General features: G+C 62.2%; 19 protein-coding genes. 8 read left to right on the forward strand and 11 right to left on the reverse strand.

Features of this window, described 5'->3' with window-relative positions:
* Nucleotides 1–19 precede the first annotated feature (19 nt).
* A complete protein-coding gene (locus NA3_RS23435; protein WP_063917719.1) occupies nt 20–298 on the forward strand; it encodes a hypothetical protein in 279 nt (92 codons plus the stop codon).
* A gap of 116 nt (nt 299–414) precedes the next feature.
* Here the strand turns inward: NA3_RS23435 and NA3_RS38240 are convergent, their stop codons facing one another.
* The 6 genes from NA3_RS38240 to NA3_RS23465 all read right to left on the reverse strand — a co-directional run bounded on the left by NA3_RS38240 (nt 415) and on the right by NA3_RS23465 (nt 5,038).
* Nucleotides 415–744, reverse strand: coding sequence for a hypothetical protein (locus tag NA3_RS38240; RefSeq protein WP_197521804.1), 330 nt, complete (start codon nt 742–744; stop codon nt 415–417).
* 784 nt (nt 745–1,528) lie between these two features.
* Nucleotides 1,529–1,855 (reverse strand): hypothetical protein, encoded by a 327-nt coding sequence (locus tag NA3_RS23450; protein ID WP_062965817.1) that lies wholly within the window; start codon nt 1,853–1,855, stop codon nt 1,529–1,531.
* Between the two features lie 74 nt (nt 1,856–1,929).
* Complete coding sequence (locus tag NA3_RS23455; RefSeq protein ID WP_062965818.1) at nt 1,930–2,199, reverse strand: hypothetical protein; 270 nt, start codon at nt 2,197–2,199, stop codon at nt 1,930–1,932.
* Between the two features lie 196 nt (nt 2,200–2,395).
* A complete protein-coding gene (locus NA3_RS36230) occupies nt 2,396–2,803 on the reverse strand; it encodes a hypothetical protein (protein WP_084491812.1) in 408 nt (135 codons plus the stop codon).
* A gap of 336 nt (nt 2,804–3,139) precedes the next feature.
* Nucleotides 3,140–4,354 carry a hypothetical protein gene (locus NA3_RS23460; RefSeq protein WP_128145539.1) on the reverse strand — a complete coding sequence of 405 codons (1,215 nt, stop codon included), beginning with the start codon at nt 4,352–4,354 and terminating at the stop codon, nt 3,140–3,142.
* A 255-nt stretch (nt 4,355–4,609) separates the two neighbouring features.
* On the reverse strand, nt 4,610–5,038 hold the full coding sequence (locus tag NA3_RS23465) for a hypothetical protein (protein ID WP_062965820.1): 429 nt from the start codon (nt 5,036–5,038) through the stop codon (nt 4,610–4,612).
* A 432-nt stretch (nt 5,039–5,470) separates the two neighbouring features.
* On the opposite strand from NA3_RS23465, the gene NA3_RS23470 reads away from it, so the two are divergent.
* Nucleotides 5,471–6,682 (forward strand): DUF6881 domain-containing protein, encoded by a 1,212-nt coding sequence (locus tag NA3_RS23470; protein WP_128145540.1) that lies wholly within the window; start codon nt 5,471–5,473, stop codon nt 6,680–6,682.
* A 256-nt stretch (nt 6,683–6,938) separates the two neighbouring features.
* Here the strand turns inward: NA3_RS23470 and NA3_RS23475 are convergent, their stop codons facing one another.
* A complete protein-coding gene (locus tag NA3_RS23475; RefSeq protein ID WP_128145541.1) occupies nt 6,939–7,307 on the reverse strand; it encodes a hypothetical protein in 369 nt (122 codons plus the stop codon).
* A 502-nt stretch (nt 7,308–7,809) separates the two neighbouring features.
* Between NA3_RS23475 and NA3_RS23480 the strand changes: the two genes are divergently transcribed.
* On the forward strand, nt 7,810–8,310 hold the full coding sequence (locus NA3_RS23480; RefSeq protein WP_062965823.1) for a hypothetical protein: 501 nt from the start codon (nt 7,810–7,812) through the stop codon (nt 8,308–8,310).
* 235 nt (nt 8,311–8,545) lie between these two features.
* On the opposite strand, the gene NA3_RS23485 is transcribed toward NA3_RS23480, so the two are convergent.
* On the reverse strand, nt 8,546–8,788 hold the full coding sequence (locus NA3_RS23485) for a hypothetical protein (RefSeq protein ID WP_128145543.1): 243 nt from the start codon (nt 8,786–8,788) through the stop codon (nt 8,546–8,548).
* A gap of 63 nt (nt 8,789–8,851) precedes the next feature.
* Here NA3_RS23485 and NA3_RS37120 point away from each other — a divergent pair, with 63 nt between their 5' ends.
* The gene (locus tag NA3_RS37120; protein WP_128145544.1) at nt 8,852–9,247 is read left to right on the forward strand and encodes a hypothetical protein; all 396 of its coding nucleotides are present in this window, start codon (nt 8,852–8,854) and stop codon (nt 9,245–9,247) included.
* Here the strand turns inward: NA3_RS37120 and NA3_RS23490 are convergent.
* Both NA3_RS23490 and NA3_RS23495 read right to left on the reverse strand, forming a co-directional pair.
* Complete coding sequence (locus NA3_RS23490) at nt 9,244–10,344, reverse strand: IS630 family transposase (protein ID WP_062965825.1); 1,101 nt, start codon at nt 10,342–10,344, stop codon at nt 9,244–9,246. The two genes, NA3_RS37120 and NA3_RS23490, sit on opposite strands and share 4 nt — an antisense overlap.
* A 1,210-nt stretch (nt 10,345–11,554) precedes the next feature.
* Complete coding sequence (locus NA3_RS23495; protein ID WP_369689787.1) at nt 11,555–11,833, reverse strand: DUF6881 domain-containing protein; 279 nt, start codon at nt 11,831–11,833, stop codon at nt 11,555–11,557.
* Nucleotides 11,834–12,212: 379 nt separating this feature from the next.
* On the opposite strand from NA3_RS23495, the gene NA3_RS23500 reads away from it, so the two are divergent.
* The 3 genes from NA3_RS23500 to NA3_RS23510 all read left to right on the forward strand — a co-directional run bounded on the left by NA3_RS23500 (nt 12,213) and on the right by NA3_RS23510 (nt 14,219).
* On the forward strand, nt 12,213–12,776 hold the full coding sequence (locus NA3_RS23500; RefSeq protein ID WP_062965827.1) for a hypothetical protein: 564 nt from the start codon (nt 12,213–12,215) through the stop codon (nt 12,774–12,776).
* A gap of 184 nt (nt 12,777–12,960) precedes the next feature.
* Nucleotides 12,961–13,515, forward strand: a complete 555-nt coding sequence (locus NA3_RS23505) for a hypothetical protein (protein WP_128145546.1) — start codon at nt 12,961–12,963, stop codon at nt 13,513–13,515.
* Between the two features lie 209 nt (nt 13,516–13,724).
* Nucleotides 13,725–14,219 (forward strand): hypothetical protein, encoded by a 495-nt coding sequence (locus NA3_RS23510; RefSeq protein WP_062965829.1) that lies wholly within the window; start codon nt 13,725–13,727, stop codon nt 14,217–14,219.
* 68 nt (nt 14,220–14,287) lie between these two features.
* On the opposite strand, the gene NA3_RS23515 is transcribed toward NA3_RS23510, so the two are convergent.
* A complete protein-coding gene (locus NA3_RS23515) occupies nt 14,288–15,205 on the reverse strand; it encodes a hypothetical protein (protein WP_062965830.1) in 918 nt (305 codons plus the stop codon).
* A gap of 670 nt (nt 15,206–15,875) precedes the next feature.
* Between NA3_RS23515 and NA3_RS23520 the strand changes: the two genes are divergently transcribed.
* Nucleotides 15,876–16,793, forward strand: a complete 918-nt coding sequence (locus NA3_RS23520; RefSeq protein WP_128145547.1) for a zinc ribbon domain-containing protein — start codon at nt 15,876–15,878, stop codon at nt 16,791–16,793.
* Nucleotides 16,794–17,122 lie beyond the last annotated feature (329 nt).

Here is a 17,122-nt window from a genome sequence, read left to right on the forward strand (position 1 = left end):
CATCCGAGGAATGGGGACCATGGACATCCGTGAATGGCGAGCCGCACGGGCCCGCGACCGGTCAATGTACACCGACGCCTACCGCCGCGAACGGCGGCGACGCACCCTCGGATGGCTGCTCGCGGTGATCGGTCTGGTCGTCGGCCTCACCCACATGCTCACCCACCTCGGCGACTGGCATTTCTTGTGGAGTTCTGGATGGCAAGACTTGCTGGTCGGCTATCCCACTGCCGCGGTTATCGCCTTCGCCGGTCTGCTACTGATCACCGCCCCGACCCGGCAACGGCCCAACCACTGAGGCCAAGGCCCATCCTCCGAGGAAGCCCCGCCGCGGGCGCCAACCGTTCACGGCCGCCTACTCCGACGGCCGACCCTGAGGATCCCTCGTCGGGACCCCGCGTTCACGAAGCCGATTCAAAACGGCCATACCATCAACACCCAGACGTTGGCCGACTCTCGAAAGAGCCCATACAGATGGGCGGCCTCATCAACCTGCTCAGACGTCAGACCACGCCGACGCATCCGCACCTGGTGCCGATGAAGAATCGCGCTGACCGTCCGCCGCTCGACACCGAACCGAACCCCCAACTGATACACCGTCGCCCCACCCTCATAGCCAGCAATCAACTCCCGAACCTGAACAGCGTCGAGTTGACGGGCCCGTCCAGGTTTCGTCCGTTCGGCAGTCTGCAGCATCGACACGCCCGGATCCGGAAGCTTCCGAACCTTAATCACTGCCGACATGCCGTGTATCCGACGTTCTCCTCCTCCACCCTGATCTGGACCCATCACCGAACTGACCGGAATCGCTGCCGGCAACCTCGGCTACGCGCCCAGCCGGATCCAGCTCGCGACTGTGCCAAGACGATGGAATTGTCAATCCTGCACCGATGTCCGATGCGCCCCGACACAAGCACCGTATCCGTATAACCATTTCCGAACGCACGAGCCTGTTAACAGCGGTCCGCGATTCGCGCGGTAACCCGCCAAGTGGCGTCCACCAATCGCCGAGCGTCGGCCACCACCAAGTCTCATGCTCTTCGTGCACGGGTTGGCCTCAGGCGGTTCCGAGCTAACTCGCTTCCACCACATGTGCACCCGAGATCTGCTACTGTCCACCTAGTTGAGTCGTCCTCCATAGATGTGCTCAACCACGTGTTTGGGTCGCCCGTGACACATTTCCGGGTTCAAGTCCCCCCTCGCGCACAGATTCCTGCACGGTCAGCGAGGTACTCAGCTGAGCGTCAAACTGTGAGCCGATCAACCGGCCCAGTTGTTCGCCGATCACGGGTGCGAGTTCGCCAGATGGCCCAAGCGCGGGTTGGATTGCGGCACCGAACATCTCCCCCAGGCGGCTGCCCGCGGCGGTCGCTGCACCGGTGATTCCGGAGCCCAGCGCCGCGGCGAGGGAACCCAGCTCACCGGCCGCGCCTGTCGGCGAATTCGGTTGTGCGGTACCGAGCAACCCAAGCGTGGCGGAGGGGGGCCTGAATCGAGGCCGTCATCGGAACGGCCGAGCCTGTGCCGGTCAGACCCGCATCGTTGCGAACCGACGCCGATGCCGCAGATCCAGGACGGGCCGCGAACAGCCGCCCGGGCCGAACATGGGCGCCAGGGCGGAGCCCAATGCGGCACCGGCCCAGGAAGCCGCGTCCACTGCCGCATTTCCAAAGCCGCCTAACGTGTCCGCGATTATGCCGTCCTCGAACACATAACCCAGCGCCTTGAACGCGGGATCGTTAATCCCGGCCGCACCGGTCGGCAGCGCGGTAGCCAGCGGAGCCACCAGAGCACCGCCGGGAACAGCGATGTTCGGGGTGCCGGCGCCAATGTACTTGCTGGAAGGCAGGGCCATTTTAGTTATCTCCCTTGGGATTTGCGCAGGCCCTAGAGATTGGATATTCAGTTGTAACTGCCACGAACACGCAGTCAGGCGAGAACAGTGCCCCGCACAATCAAATCGGTGACGATCGTGTACCGCGGAGCGGCAGTCACCGGATCGGTATCGTTCTCTTCGCCGGCATCCTCGACGTGGTCGCACCAGACGGTGCCGATGTCGCCAGGCGCCGCAGCATTCACGATGTCGTGCACCTTGGCCGCTAGTTCCGCGGCACCACCGGCATCATCGGTACATTCGAACACCACCCGAGGCCGATCCAGAATCAGGTAAGCACCACGGCGCCCCTCCCGATCCTCCATACCCAACCGCGCCTTACGATCATTGCGGGCAACCCGCACCATCCGCGCGGGCCGCGGATCAGGGACTCTGACCATCACCTGGGCGGCATCAGAAACCGCCTGTAGTCTCAGTTTCAGAAAAACCGGTCAGAGCCGTCTCGATATCAGCAAAGGCTACCCGTTCAGGCATCAGTAAAACACCTTTCTCCTAGTCCTATCACTCCGGCGCTCGATCCTCCCTGAACAGAACTCCAGTAATCGAACTCGCATATTCTTCTCGACAAGTCCTCGGCAGAGGAACCTCTGTGAGTTTTCCGTCGTAAATCATCCAGACACCGAAGCAGTCATCGCCCTCATCATGAATGAGCACCTGAACCGTTTCTGGACGCGGCCACGGCAACGATTCAAGATACGCCAGCAGCCCGCCCCAATTATTTCTATAGAACTGATTTATCCACATGTAGCATTCATCAGATCCGAACTCAAATCCCGCACCTGAGAATATCGCATCGTCGATCTCGATAAAAGGTTGCGGCCATCCACGGGAAGGATCGGAGGTCGTAAGCGGAGCCATCACATCCTCAGCTCGCCGTGCCAGTACGATAACTTCAGCAAACCTACTCATCACCAATTCCAATCAGTCGTCTCCGCACCGCGCTCGGCATACAGCCGACGGCTCGACTTCGGCGGGGTCCAGTGTCCGCAGTTCGGCGGAGTAGGCCCGATCCGGCTCGGAAATCCTTCGAGGAGAGTCGACGACAACCATTACGGCAGCTACCTTTCGTTCATTTCCCCGGCATGAGCTTCTCGAACCTTCCGAGGTTCTTCGTGTCCGGAGCTATATTCGTCCCACAAGAGACGCCTCACCATGCACTAACCACGATCCCCCCAGGATTCCAGAGCGACACCAGCAGACACCTCCGCAGCAGCAATCATTCTTCCCACCTCAGGCGAGTTTTCTTCAGGATTGGTATTTGGTACTGGAGACGCAGCAGTCGTCGCACCAGAAACAGTAGAGTGTGCCGTCAAACGCCAGGTTGCCGAAGGGCGTGAGGTTGCCCCCGATCGAGGCGAGAAAAGGCATGTAGTTGCCGCATTCGGGGCAGCGTGGATGCCGGTCGACAGTGATCCAGTTGGGGAGCCCGCCGACTTGATGTTGATTGCTTTCGTCGGTCGACTCGTCGCTGATACCGGTCTGGTTGGGGTGGTGTTCCAACACGAGTGAGCGTTCCCCGCCGGGCACCATGGCGGTGCTGTCAGTGGCGGGCGTGGACGGACCGTAATAGACGTGCGTGCCTTCAGGTGTGATGCGCAGGGTTGTCGATTCCAATGAGTAGCAGCCGCAGGTGTACCAAAAGAAGGAGGGGTCGTTTTTCAATGCGAAAGGGAGTGAGTCTGCGGCGAGTTTGAGTACCTGCTCGGCCGGTGTCCCACATGCGAGACACACCGGTACCTCGCCGTGGAACAGGCCGCCGACGGTGTGCGGGCTTTGCTGTCGGGCGGCGATGAAACCCATGCAGACGGGCCAGAATCCGGAAGGCTGACCGGTGTCCGGCAGTGTGCCGGCCAGCTGCATCAATAGGGTCCAGTCACTGGGGTCGTCGACGGTGTCGCGGGCGCTTCGCACGAGTTCGCGAGCGTAGTCCGTGCGGATCAATGCGAGAGCTTCCAACTTCGGGAGGGCATGGGTCTGTTCCCAGAGTGCGAGGAAGGCATCGGCCAATTCATCCGGCCCGCCGGACAACAGGGCACGGACCATCAGTGGCTCGAGTCGATTCCCATAGGGACGCAGGAGCTGTGGATGGAACAGCCCGATGCAGTAGACGACACTGCGAGCTGGTGATTCGCTGGGTTCGGAGGCCGTCAGATAGTCGGTGATGAAGGCGTCGAGGAGGTCATCCGGGAGCCAGGGAACGAGCCACGACGCGGCCCCAGTCAGGGCCTGCGAACGTCGCAGGCGCTCAGCGGCGCGGGTCTTCTCGGCCGTCATTCCGGGGATCAGGGCGAGGTACTGGGCCACATAGTCGGCTCCGGCCTCGTTCTCGGTTTCGGCGAGGTAGCGTGCCGCGACCTCCGCCCCGAGGTGCGGCCGTACATTCAGCAGGTCGAAGATACGTTGACGCTTGACACGGCCGGGTAGAGAATCCTCCTCGAGTACGGATTCAATGGCACTCATCTCACTCATTCCGGTTCCCAACCTGCTCTATTCCACGCATTGAAAAACATGGGTCTCGCCCCCGTAGAGATGGCGCAGCACATGGCCACCCAGGTTCTTGTCTATCGGCTGCTGCTCATCGAGTGGAACGGGAGATCTGCTCACCAGACTCAGCCTTCCTCATCACAATGCATGCACTCGATCTGGGTTCTTAGTCAAAGCAATGCTCGCCGCCATCGGCCGAGGTGGGTTCTGTATCGAACAGCCTCGGAAAGGTCAGACGTACAGCGCATCCGTCGCCGGTTCAGCGGCCCGAACCCGCTGGGCGAAGCCGTCATAGAAGAACGGGATGTTGTCCCCCGGATCGCCCTCGATCCGCCCGCGGACCCGGCCCCACGTGATCATGGCGATGCGGAAATCCGGCCCTTCGACGACCAAGATCGGCTCCTCGCGCTGGTCGAACCATTGGTATCGCCCGCCGTGAGCCCGTCGGCCGACCTCGAGGACGTAACACCCGAAGCACTCGACGAGGGTCTGCACCTCCGTATCGGTCATATCCGCTGCATACGAAGAAATTTCGGCAAGCAGATCCTCCACGATCGCGAGGCTGGCTTCCGAGTAGTCGAGTACCTGCCCATCACGAGCCTTACTCAGGGCCACCGCCCGCTCAGCAGCGCTCACGATATCCGTGTTCACATCAACCATCCCACCCGCCTCCGAACGCGCCCGACAGACAGCGCAACCGGCTAACACTAGTACCTTGCTGGTTCGCAGGTGGCGGGAGCGGAGCTCCACATCCGCCGCACGATCGTCGGATACACAGTGGGCGAACCGAGATAGACCTGGTACATGCCCTGCATCCGGCATGGGCGGACGTTCGAAAGAGCCTCGGCGTCAGGCGCACACCACATCAGCCTCGTTGACGCCATCTGAGGATGCGACAACACCGCCATCTACCGCTGCGAGTCACAGGAAAGCCTGGTCGTATGGCGCTTCGTTGGCCATGACCCGATCATGAACGGCATCGGGTCAAGCAGGTTCATGACGCCCCATGCCCCGATCGACTAGCGCGCCTAGCGGCAGATTAGTGCGTTTTCAGGACGCTCGTGGTGAGATCGGGTCGCGAGAAAGGCAAGCATGTCAACTGATCCGTCGTCGTCGAATGTCTCTGTCAGGCAACAGGAGTTGGTGCACCAGATCGTCGAGAACGTCCGCAGCAAGATGGTCGTGAACACTGTTCCGCTGGAGTGGACTCTGATCGACCTGACTTGGACCTTGATAGGCGACGATGGCGACCTGGAGATCGGTGTCGAGACCGCCGATGGCCCGTTCCCCGGATGGCTGGATCAGCGGATCGGCTTCCCGCCCGAGTTGATACAGCTGCGCGATCTCACGCACGCCCACGAAGAAGGGACATGGTTCACGCTGCACCTGACCATCCCTTCCGAAGGCGAGGTCACAACGCATTTCGGTTACGTTCGGCCACAGGAAGATTCGGATGTCGAACCCGCGGCGCTGTCGCGAAACCGGCAGCCAGAACCCAGCGAAGCCGATCACCGGAGTGCTGTTGCGAAATATCAACAGGAGCGCATCCAGAGGATCGCTGATGCGGTGGTCTACGTCCTCGACGCGAATCGCGAGCGTCTGGACTGGACGCAGATCGAGCTGACCTGGACCGTGCAGGATGGCCGGGCACTCGAGGTCGAGATCGGCATCACCACCACCGACGGTCCGTTTCTGAGCTGGCTGGACCTGGCGGTCGGTGTCCCGCACGCGCTTCGGGACCTCTGGCATGACGCATCGGTATCCGATCGCGGGGCTTGGTCTACTCTGCGCCTGGTGATCCAGGCCGGGGGCGAGGTCACCACGCACTTCGGGTACGAACCGGTGGAGTCGAGCCGATATCTCTACACTGCCGCGGACCCGAAACCACACACGTACCCCCGCGAGACCCGTACGAAGCGGATACAAGACCTGCTACCGGAAAACGCGGAACGCTATCGCCCCCTCGACTGGGGCCCGTTCGCTTCCGGGTGGAGTAGCGCAGCAGAAGATTTCACTCCGGACGAACCCGGCATGCGGTACTTCAAGGTCACCAACCCGGGCGCTGCGGGCGACGAAGGGTATGAGATCTTCAGTGAGGTAGACGACGAAGGTTTCGAGTGTCGGAAAGTCCAGAAGTTCAGAGACGGCCGCACAGAATGTGTCGGTGGGTTCGTTCAGACCGATCGCACGTGGCTCGATGATGACCTCGTCGATCTCGCAACGCTGTCGGCGAATCCGAATGTCAGTGCAGCCCAGATCACTGCGTCGCAGTTCCAGAGAGAGTGGCTGGCCGGCGGCGGCTGATAATCAGCTACTCGGCTCATTCGTGAGTCTGAATCCGACATTCGGCAGGACGGCGCGTTGGGTCGACGCGGGCGGCCCCGTCGTGACGGGCGCCAAGGATTCTCTCTATTCCGCCTCCTGAACGCACTCATCTGCCGCGAGCCGCGCGGTTCGAAGCAGCCAATCGGTCGGCCCTGAAGATCGCTGGGGCCGACCGGTTTTGATCTCGAGCACACCGCCCTCAGAATGTCGGTGGCTTTTGCTGTGGTGCACAGTCCTAATTGACGCTTACACGCACCCAGTCGATTACAGGTCCATCGGCATCGCCAGTGGGCGACAAGATGATTGTCCGTACCCCTGCCGTTCGAGGAGTCCAGGAGACCTTCGTGCCCATGGCGTTGTCGACCAGGTGGACCAGCTTGTCGACCGTGTCGTGGGGGTTGGCTTCCTTTTCCACGACACCCACCGACTGATACCCGCGGAGGTCCCCCAGGTAGATGGTGTAGGTGGAACCCACCCGCAGATCCTCACCGCACACCGTCATCAGTCCATATTTGGACGTGACATCGGCCGCAGCTGTTGGCGCAGCCATACCCGCAGCGCACAGACAGGCGAGAGTCGCACCGAGGATAGCGATCGTCTTCATGTATTGCCTTCTCAGTTGTAATGCGTTCGCAGAGAACAGGTCCAAGGGATACCACAGAGCAGGAACGGGTCGTCCGACAGCCGCTCGCTTCGCGCGACTACACCTCAAAGCTCAATGCCTTTCATGCGCTGGTGCCAGATAGTCACGGGGAGGTACGGCCGACTCGAAGACTGCCGACATTTTGCAGGCGCAGACCCATTAAATCGTCGAGATGCGCTCGCTCTCTGGGCCTTCGAAGAACCCCTCCCGCCGTGCCTTTGGTGGCGATGCCAGATGTGTTCTGGGATGGGCGCTCACGCCAAAGGATCTACACGGCGGCTCGGGTGACGATTTGAAGGTGCGCGTGCTGGGCTGGCCGGTCTGCACGCTGCGACGAGCAAGCTGCCCGCGCCCAGCAGCAGCTGCTCTTGCGGGTCGGGACAGCAGCCCCCGGCGCTGTAGTGTTCGCTACTGAGAGAACCAGCGCGTAGAGCGGCTGGGACGGGAAAGATGGGGAGTCCCAGTGGACTTGAGCAAGAACCACGACGCGAGCAACAGCGCTGGCTACGAGGCGTATCCCACCGAGTCCGACAGCTCGCCGGCAGCGCTCCCGGCCGACGTAACGCCGTCACACGACCATCAGCCGGACGGTGGGGTCCTGGCGCATCCCACCAGGATGCCCGGACCGGTGAGAGGGGCGCAGATCATCTCCTGGCTGTTCGGCGGTCTCGGCGTCGCGCTGTCGGTGCTCGCAGGCACCATGGATAAACCCGAGTTGTGCGGCGCGCTGATCGCGGGCTACCTTCCTGCCTTCTTCCTGGCCATCTTCGCCTTCGGCTTCACCGTGAACGGGAACGGCCTGCGCGTGGCGGCGATTGTTGTCGCGAGCTTCGGAATCCTGTGGGGCCTCGGCAGCACGCCACAGGGACATCCGCCGGGCCCCCTCGGCTTCGGTGCGAGCCTGGCAATCGTCATCCTCTTGTCTCGGCCCAGTGCCGAAGCCTGGTTCAAACGGCCGCATTAAGCCGCACACCCGTGCCACTCGACATCCGAAAATCGGCAATACAGCGTGTTTGGCAATCACGCCGAACGAGTGGGACATGCCAGTTGGCGGCGTTCAGTTCCGTCGATGGACCCGGATCCACTGCGCCGCATGATGTCCAGGGTTGGTACGTCGATGGTTGACTGCGGATTTGACCAGCACGGCCACGACGAACCTGTCCTGTCGCGCACCTCGGCGCGCGGCAGGACAGCGCAATTCAAGACCGTCTGTTCATGTTGGCGAACAGTTCCCGGTTCGCGGCGCGGGGCCGCGTCGAGTTCTTGTTCGCGTTCGGTGAGTTGGCGAGGCCGGTCGTGACCGCCGCCGCGCCGCCCTCGGCGGCGGGGGCCGCGATTGGGTCGACTTGGGCGATGTGGATTTTGGCGAGCAGGTCGTAATAGCGATAGACGAACGAGCGGTCGACGCCCGCAGCGCAGGCGATTATCGGTTCGGCAACCAAGCCGGACAAACTTACCCGCAAGTTTCTTCAAAGGATATTAGAAAAGCAATGAAGGGGCGTTGAGTGAACAACCCAAGATTCGATACTGATGCAGCCTCGGATGCGCTGTCGGCCATGGCCGAAGCGATCGTTCAAGGCTGTGTCGATGAAGAGCTGGAATGGGATGCACTGACCGTCGTAGTCAATCTCCATCGCCAGCAGTCGATGTTCGGATACCGTTATGCTGATGACGGAAACTGGAGTCCTGATGTGCGTCTCAGTATGCAGGTGCTCGATCGCGCGATTGATCTGCGAACGACCATGACAACTCCGGACGGCAAGGGTTGGAAAGTGTGCCTGATTCAAATCAGGCGATCGGACATGAGTGTTCAAGTCGAATTTGAGTACAAAAACGCTAAACGTTGGCGTGTAACTCCGGTCAACTTAGAGTCGATGGTAGAGGAATTGCGACCTTGCTAGTGTTCTGCGCCTGAAATCCGTTGTAGATATCGTGCGAGGGAGTCGAGGATCTCGTCGGCCGTTTTGCGCCAGACGAACGGGCGTGGATTGGTGTTCCATTGGTCGACCCAGTAGCGGACGTCTTTCTCCAGTGCCGCAACGCTTTTGTGGACGCCGCGCCGCAGGAGTTGCTGGGTGAGGAAGGCGAACCAGCGCTCGACCTGATTGAGCCACGACGATCCGGTCGGGGTGAAGTGCACGTGGAACCGTGGATGCGCGGCGAGCCATTGCTGGACCAGCGGGGTCTTGTGGGTGGCGTAGTTGTCGCAGACCACGTGCACGTCCAATTCCGCGGGCACGGCCTTGTCGATGCTGGTCAGGAACTTGCGGAACTCTGTCGCGCGGTGGCGGCGGTGCAGTTCACCGATCACGGTACCGTCGGCGATGTTGAACGCGGCGAACAGGCTGGTCGTGCCGTGGCGGGCGTAGTCGTGGGTGCGGCGCTCGGGCATACCCGGCATCATCGGCAGCACCGGCTGCGACCGGTCCAGGGCCTGGATCTGTGACTTCTCGTCCACACACAGCACGACCGCCCGTTCGGGCGGATTATGGTACAGGCCAACAACATCCACGACCTTCTCCACGAACAATGGATCGGTGGAGATCTTGAAGCCGTCACTGAGATGTGGTTTCAGTTCGAACCGCCGCCAGATGCGCCCGACCGTCGATTTCGACAGCCCGGTCCGTTCGGCCATCGACGACCGCGACCAGTGCGTGGCATCCGACGGCACTTGTTCGAGAGTCAACTCGACCACCTGCTGAACCCGATCCAGCAGGATCGACGGCGGCCGGCCCGGCCGCGGCTCATCGGCCAAGCCTGCCAGCCCGTACTCGATGAAACGGCCTCGCCACTTACGCACCGTCATCGCCGACACACCCACCTGCGCCGCAACATGGGTGTTGAACGCACCCGGCTCGACGCAAGCCAGCACGATCCGGCACCGCAACGCATACGCCTGCGTCGACGTCGCCGCCCGCGCACCCCGCACCAACTCCCGACGCTGAGCAGCGGTCACAACCAAATCCGGCCCCGACCTCGGCCGCCCCGTCCTTGCCACCGACGAATCCTACAATTACACAACGGATTTCAGGCGCAGAACACTAGGGAGTGTTTCGAAGTGGTGAGGGCGGGCTGGTTGGGCCGCCCTCACTGGTGTTTGAGCCATTGATTGATCGCAGCGATCCGGACCGTGGCCCGGTAGCGGGCGGCGAATTTGTCGTAGCGAGTGGCTGCTGGCCTATGCACTCGGTCATCGAAACGAACATCCTGCCGGGTTCGAGTAACTGGGTTCCATCGGTCAGTGTCGTCGGTTTCGAAGTACATACTCATTGCGGCTCCGATCTGCCCCCCGACGTGGATCACTCCGCTGATCATTCTGCTGGCCGGTTCTCACTTGCGGCCAACAGGCTCACGGCAAGCGCGTTCGATCATCATCCAGGCAAGGCGCTGCAATCGGCATGATGGTGCGTTCGGCCGACTGCCGCCTGTCGGTCCGAACAGCCTTGTAAGCGGCAGCAGCGTGCCTTCACCAGGGCGCCAGCATCAGCAGACGCTCCAGAGTCGACGGCAATCTTCTTCCCGCTAGCCGTGGCAGTACACCCGCACGAGCACCGAGTCGTCGGGAACCGTCAGCAAATAGCGTCCGATCCCACATGAGTCGACAGGGCATAGAGCGTCATGTTCACATGGCTCCTCGTGGTCACAACCCGCATACCTGGCAATGCCATCAGGTTCGACCCACCACCCATCGAGGGTCAAGACATCGGCCCAACCGGCAGGATTAACAGCCATATTCAGCAAAGACTTTGGACCGCCAGCACATTCGCCACGCCTGCTGGGATGTACAAAGCCGTCGTAGCGAGGCGAATCGTGAATCAACCGCGGATCGTTCTCATGGCCTGGCAGCACATGGAACCCTCTGCCCTCACCGCCACCCCGGATTCGCCACGAGTCCCACATCTCGCGGTACCCGTAACCGCGGTACATCTCGAACGGAGCCAGCGCCCTCCCAAGCGACCCGAAAACGTCGTCTGTGGCTTCGGGCGGCAGGCAAACCGTGACCCATATGTGCGCCAAGAAACTCCTCTCCGCGACGCAAGGGTATCGGCCAGGAATGACGATGCAACAACATTTTTCGTGTCGGCTCGCCGAACCACGCTGGCCCGACAGGGCTACCGAGCCGTCCCTGCATGTGCGTGCAGACGCCGGCCGAGCCCGCTGCCTGGCTCCGAACGCCCGGGTCGCGGCAGTAGCGGACACTCGGCGGACTACCAGCCTCCGACGCTCAGCCACTCCGTTTGGAACTCGACAGGTGTGATCTCCTCCGTCGACAAGTGCGGCAGGTCGGAGATCTCCCTCGCCGAAGGCATACGGCCGGACAACCGAGTGAACTCAGTGTGACCACCAGAGACCGCCGCCAGGCCGGAACCGCCGTCGCGGAACAGCTCGACCCGACGCCACTCGTGGCCCGTGCTCAGGATCTCGCTGAACGACACGGCGATATGGTCGAACTCGGAGTGTCGATCGCCTGGGCCCGATCGATACAGTCACAGTCGTCGTTGCTGTTGCAGCAAGCCGACCGCACCGGCTCGGCCGCGATTCCAGCGATCGGCAGTCGATCGCCGAGTTCTGCGCGCATCCACTCGGATATCGAATCCCGTGGATACCGAGCAACCTGATCGAAGCGCACAATCCACACGACTCATCGAACCGTCCTCCACCCCCATCGCCTGCACAACGATCCTCATCACCGTAATGGACCGATACGGCGATGGTCGCCGCTGATAATCCTGTAATCGGCGTGAGCGGACGTTCTGCACCGCACCAGGTTCCGGCCGCCGGCGCCCCGCGCTGGCCGGCTCGGTATGCGGCATAGAGTGAATCCTCGCGAGGCTCCGCGCCGGACCGGGTGCCACAATCGGGCAGGTGGAAGAGATCGAAAGGATCGCCGAGTCGATCGCCGCCAGTCCTGGCCAGGTGGTCGCGGTGGAAGTCGGTGATCGCGATCAGGTGGCGGACCTGGTTGCTCGTCTCCAACCGATCTACGACGACGGGTACGACGCCGATGACGGCGCCGACGTTCGGTTGGCGCTCGGGTCTGCCTGCTCGACGCTGGAGCGTGCGCTCGAGCACTTCGCCGCCGCACTGCAGCTTCCCTACGGTGCCGCGCGAACCCTGTGGGAGTTCTTCGAAGCGGTGAGCGAACGCCCTTCCGCGTACCGGAGCTGCCTTGTCGTCGCGGATGCGGCCGAACTGCTCGCCGACGAGGACGAGCTCATCTGGCGCGCACTGGCCGACGAGCTGGTCGGCGGTCCCCGCTGCATGGGAGGTGGTTGGGACACACTCGTTCTGGTCGATGACCATACTGCTTGGGCACGTTCACGATTCGGATCGGCAGCCGATGCAGAGCTGGCTGCGAAGGCCCGGCTTTCCCCTGACGAGTACGCAGCGTTGCAGCGCGGACTGGAATTGCGATACCGAGCCGACTGAGTCGTCAGGAACAGGCGCACACCGACCTCCCATCCGGTAATCGGCAATAGCGGATGCTCTGCGCCGCAAGGGGTCCCGGCCACCGGCCGCTCCGCGCTGGCCGGTTCGGTCAGCGCGGGCTGCGGCAAAATAGCGCGGTGGTATTGCGGTTTGGGGAGGCCGACGTGGTGCTTATGCTCGCAGGATGTCCGCGACGGCTACTGCTCAGGTGATCCACGGTCTTACTGGACTGGCAGCAGAGGACATACTTTTCGAACGCTGTTGGCCGTTGATCGCGCAAGTCTTACTGCATCAGGGCTTCTCGTGGTCTGCCCTGAACGACCTCGCGGCGATGGAATCCCGCGACGACAGCGTGATCGAGACCAAGCTCGGCAAGCTGCACGGCCAGATCGACCGCCATCTCGGAGGTGCGCCACGCCTCGATCCCTGGGATGTGGTCGCCGGGACCTACGGTCGTGCCCGGCGGATGGACCTGATCGACCCGATCTCCGCCATGTGGAGGATCGATAACCTTTGGTGGCGGATCCGCAAGCTGGACAGGAAGGACCGCGGCGGACTTCTTGTCATTTGGGCGGGAATGGGAGTCAAGGAACAAGACGACGGAACTTCTCCGTGGCACGCTATTGACGACCTCGCAGTTGACGTGCTCAGCGAGGCAGACTTGCTGCTCCGGCCTGGCGCGGTGGACTACGAGCTCTGCAAAGCCGTGCGGGAAGCCTTGGATGCCAACGGGTACTGACCGCTGCAAGCACGCCCTCGATGGCACGGTCATCGGCATGAGGGTGTTCGCCGACGGAGCCCGCGGCGGCTCCAGGACGCCCGGGTCGCAGCAGAAGAGTGCATTGGTGAGGTCTCTGATCGACCCCACACTTCCGAAATGGCAACGACGGCCGTTTCACTGCGATGCCGAACGTCCCTTGAAAGCCGTGCCCGCCTAGCCTGGTACTCGTGTACGAGATTGCAAGCACTGCGGGCTTCTTTGGGGCGCACGGGATTTGGAGCGTGTCCGACTCGGGAGGATTGACTCCTCTGCTCGGATATATCGAGGCGAACGGCGACCAGGGTCACGAGCGGTTCATCTCCGATGACGCCGCCCAGGACGCAGGCGTCGGGGCCGAGAGGCTGCTGGCGGGTCGGCCGAACTGGGTGCGCGCGGCGCTGGTCGTCGACGCCTTCCTCCACCTGTCCACCGGACGGATCGACGCTTTGATCATCCACGCTGTCCAGTACAGGCCGGATCGACGATCGATACAGATGGCCGTCCCTTACCGACCACACACATCGGAACAAGGCTTCGGCGTCTACCGGCCCAAATTCCTTGAGACCAACGGCTTCACCGACCCCGACTACGGCGTAATGGGCGAAGCCTTCTTCGCCGGTGTCGATGCTCATGAGCAGGCGGTTGCCGTGTGGAACGCTCATCTCATCGACGAGTCTGTCTGAACCGGAAGCGACTCAAAGGCTGCGGAGCGCCACTGAGCGCACGCTCATCGGCATTACCGTGCGTGTGGTTACCGAAGCCTTGGGGTGATCTTCCGACGCACCGCCTCGAGCGCGGCTGCGAGCCCCGATTGTCGGGGCTCCCACTGCCCTCCGAGTCCGATCCAGGCCTTTCGGAACTGCTCGAGGGTGAGGAGGATCTCTGCAGAATCGGGCGCATCCAAGAGCTGGTCCAGGGCTGGGATGCGTGTCTGGCTGACGCTGATAGACGAGTCGATCAACACGATTCGGCCATCAACGTAGATCTCCGCGCGCCGACGCTCGTATCCGTTCGTGAGGCCTTGGTAGTAATCGGTGAGGGCTTGGCAGTACACGGTACGGAGGCCGTCGTGTCGGCGGGGATCGAGCTCAACCTTGAAGCACCACCAGTCATCGTCACGAGGTTCGGATGTGGCGCCCGCGACCGCGCTGGCAAGAGCGGCCTTGGCCTTGGTTCGGCCGAGCAGCTCCTTATCCGATCGTGCCGCCGCTGGCGATGGCAGCAACAGAAACTGGCCCGATCCGGTCGAGTTTGATTCGGGATCCTGTATCGAGCGCTCAGTAATCCACTGCGGCACGCTCTCGCGCGGATAAAGTCGCAGATCATCCTCGAGGTCGGCACGACTGAACGGAAAGCACTCGGGCTCTTCGTATCCGTACTCCGTGAACGAGTCACCGTTACTGTTGATGACCAGGTGCTGGGTGAACCACGTGCCCTGGCCGGGCTTGTACATCAACGCTCTTTGTTGTTGCGGGATGTCTGCGAAGCCCAGCGGTCGGTCGAGCACTTCTTCCTTACCCTGCAGATGGACCTCCGTCCTCATCTTCACCGACGAACCTGCGGCGACATAGGTGACGTTCATGTCGTACCAGTATTCGGTGGGCGCGTTCGAGCACACCTCGTCTACCAGTCGTTCGAACAGCCACTGCTGACGGACATCGGCCGACATCTCTGACGCCCTCGATCTACCCATATTTGAATTGCCGCCATCAGCTCAATCACCAAGTTCCGCACGGGCAATCAAGCCCGCCACAGAGGACCAGCGTAGACAGAGCGGTGCAACACAGGCCGCCTAACCCGGCCACCCAGATCACACAGAACTCGGCATGTCAGTCCGTTCGGCCGGCGTCGGATGGCCGCGGCCCGTTGGTCGTCGGTTGCTCCGCACCGGCCGGTCCGGTCAGCGCGGTATGCGGCACGACAGTATGTTGCTGCACTGTATGACGCTCGGCTTGCCAGAAGGTAACCGGGCAGCCATAGTCGTTTTCGTCGGTCTCTACGCCCTGCGTTCGCTCTGCCCGGTCCGCTTCGTCGGCCGCGCCTGGATCCACCAGACGCGCCGACGACCTCCCGACAGGCGGACTCTTCGGTGCGCACCGTGCGCCCCGGTGACCCGCTGTCGTAGCGGCGTGTAGATCAGCGGTGTGACGAGTTCGCAGCAGAGCATGATGATGCAGAACCGGTGCGGCCTACCGCCGTAAGCCACACTCATACACAGGAGAGGGACAGGACCATTGAGAATCGCCGGTCGATCACCCGAGATACCTTGCAGACCAACATATCCCGGGATGTCGAATATCGATTGAGCAATAAATATCCGGCTCGATAGAGTGACGATCATGGAACGTCCGGACCCGAATTCTCCGACCTTCGACGAAGCGCTGCGAATTGCGCGGGATCTGGCGCAGGATGCCGGCACGCTCGTCCACTATCCCCACCTGAGACTCGAGAATGCCCGATACGGGCGAGGTTTCGCCTTCTTGGAGACGATCAGGACCGACAGCGGCGATACGGATGCCTATGTCCTGGTGACCACGACCCGACGCGGCGGCGGGGTGCTGTCGAAGGCCGGACGCACTATCGACCAGGTGATCGCCGAATATCTGGCCCAGACAGAACATGAGAACCGGGATATCCCGGACAGCGAACTCTCGGTGGCGCACCGGGTGGCACTGGAGGCATACGATGCTGGGCTCACGCGCATCGAGGAGGTGCCCAGCCATCGGGCGCTCGGCGCGCAGCGGGCCGACTACGCCACGTTCATTCTGCTGGTTCTGCGGCGCAACCACAACCAGGGGAACTCCGGGCGTAAGATCCTCGCCCACAACGATTTCCTGCTGGAAGGTCCGACACCCGGACGCCGATACACCCAGCCATGCCCCCACTGTGGACAGCCGACGTTCTACGAGGAACGCTACCCTCGCGCGGTCTGCGATCAGTGTGGCGGCCGCACTACCGACCGATCCGGGCGCCGCGTTGCCGGGTTCAACATCGATATGAGCGGCGGAATGATCGCCTACTACGCCGACACGGTCGAGGTATCGGACGGCTCCGGATACGAAGAATGCGTCGAGGTCAGTCGGACCGGTGCGTGCTTCATCGACGGGCGCCCAGCGACCATGCAGGAGGCTCGTTTCGGCGGGATCGTCGTCCAATTGGACTCCGCCGATCAGCCGGGTCAGGGCTCACCTCGGCAGGCTGGACAGCACGGTGACGGCTGCCTACGTCGCGCTTTCCGCCGGATGCGACGCCATTAGAACATCACGGGCCGGCCGCCTCGGTACTGTGACTTCGTTTGGCCGAAACCGAGATCACCGCGGACCTGGTCCGCGACCTGCTTCAAGAGCAACATTCAGACCTTGCAGGGCTGAGGATCCGCGAGGTTGGCCACTATGAAGAGCCTGTTCCTGATACTCATGGGGCACAACGGAGATCGAGGCCTTCCCGGCGGCAAGCCGCACTGGGGGCCTGTTGGTCGGGCGGCGCTCGATCGTGTTCTGAACGGTGTTTGATGCGCACGCATATCGGCACAGACTTGCGGCCGGTGTGTTGGCCCGGCGCTGCTCATCGCCCTGGGGAGGAGTGG

The sequence above is a fragment of the Nocardia africana NBRC 100379 genome (genome assembly GCF_001612635.1).
Lineage (GTDB): Bacteria > Actinomycetota > Actinomycetes > Mycobacteriales > Mycobacteriaceae > Nocardia > Nocardia africana.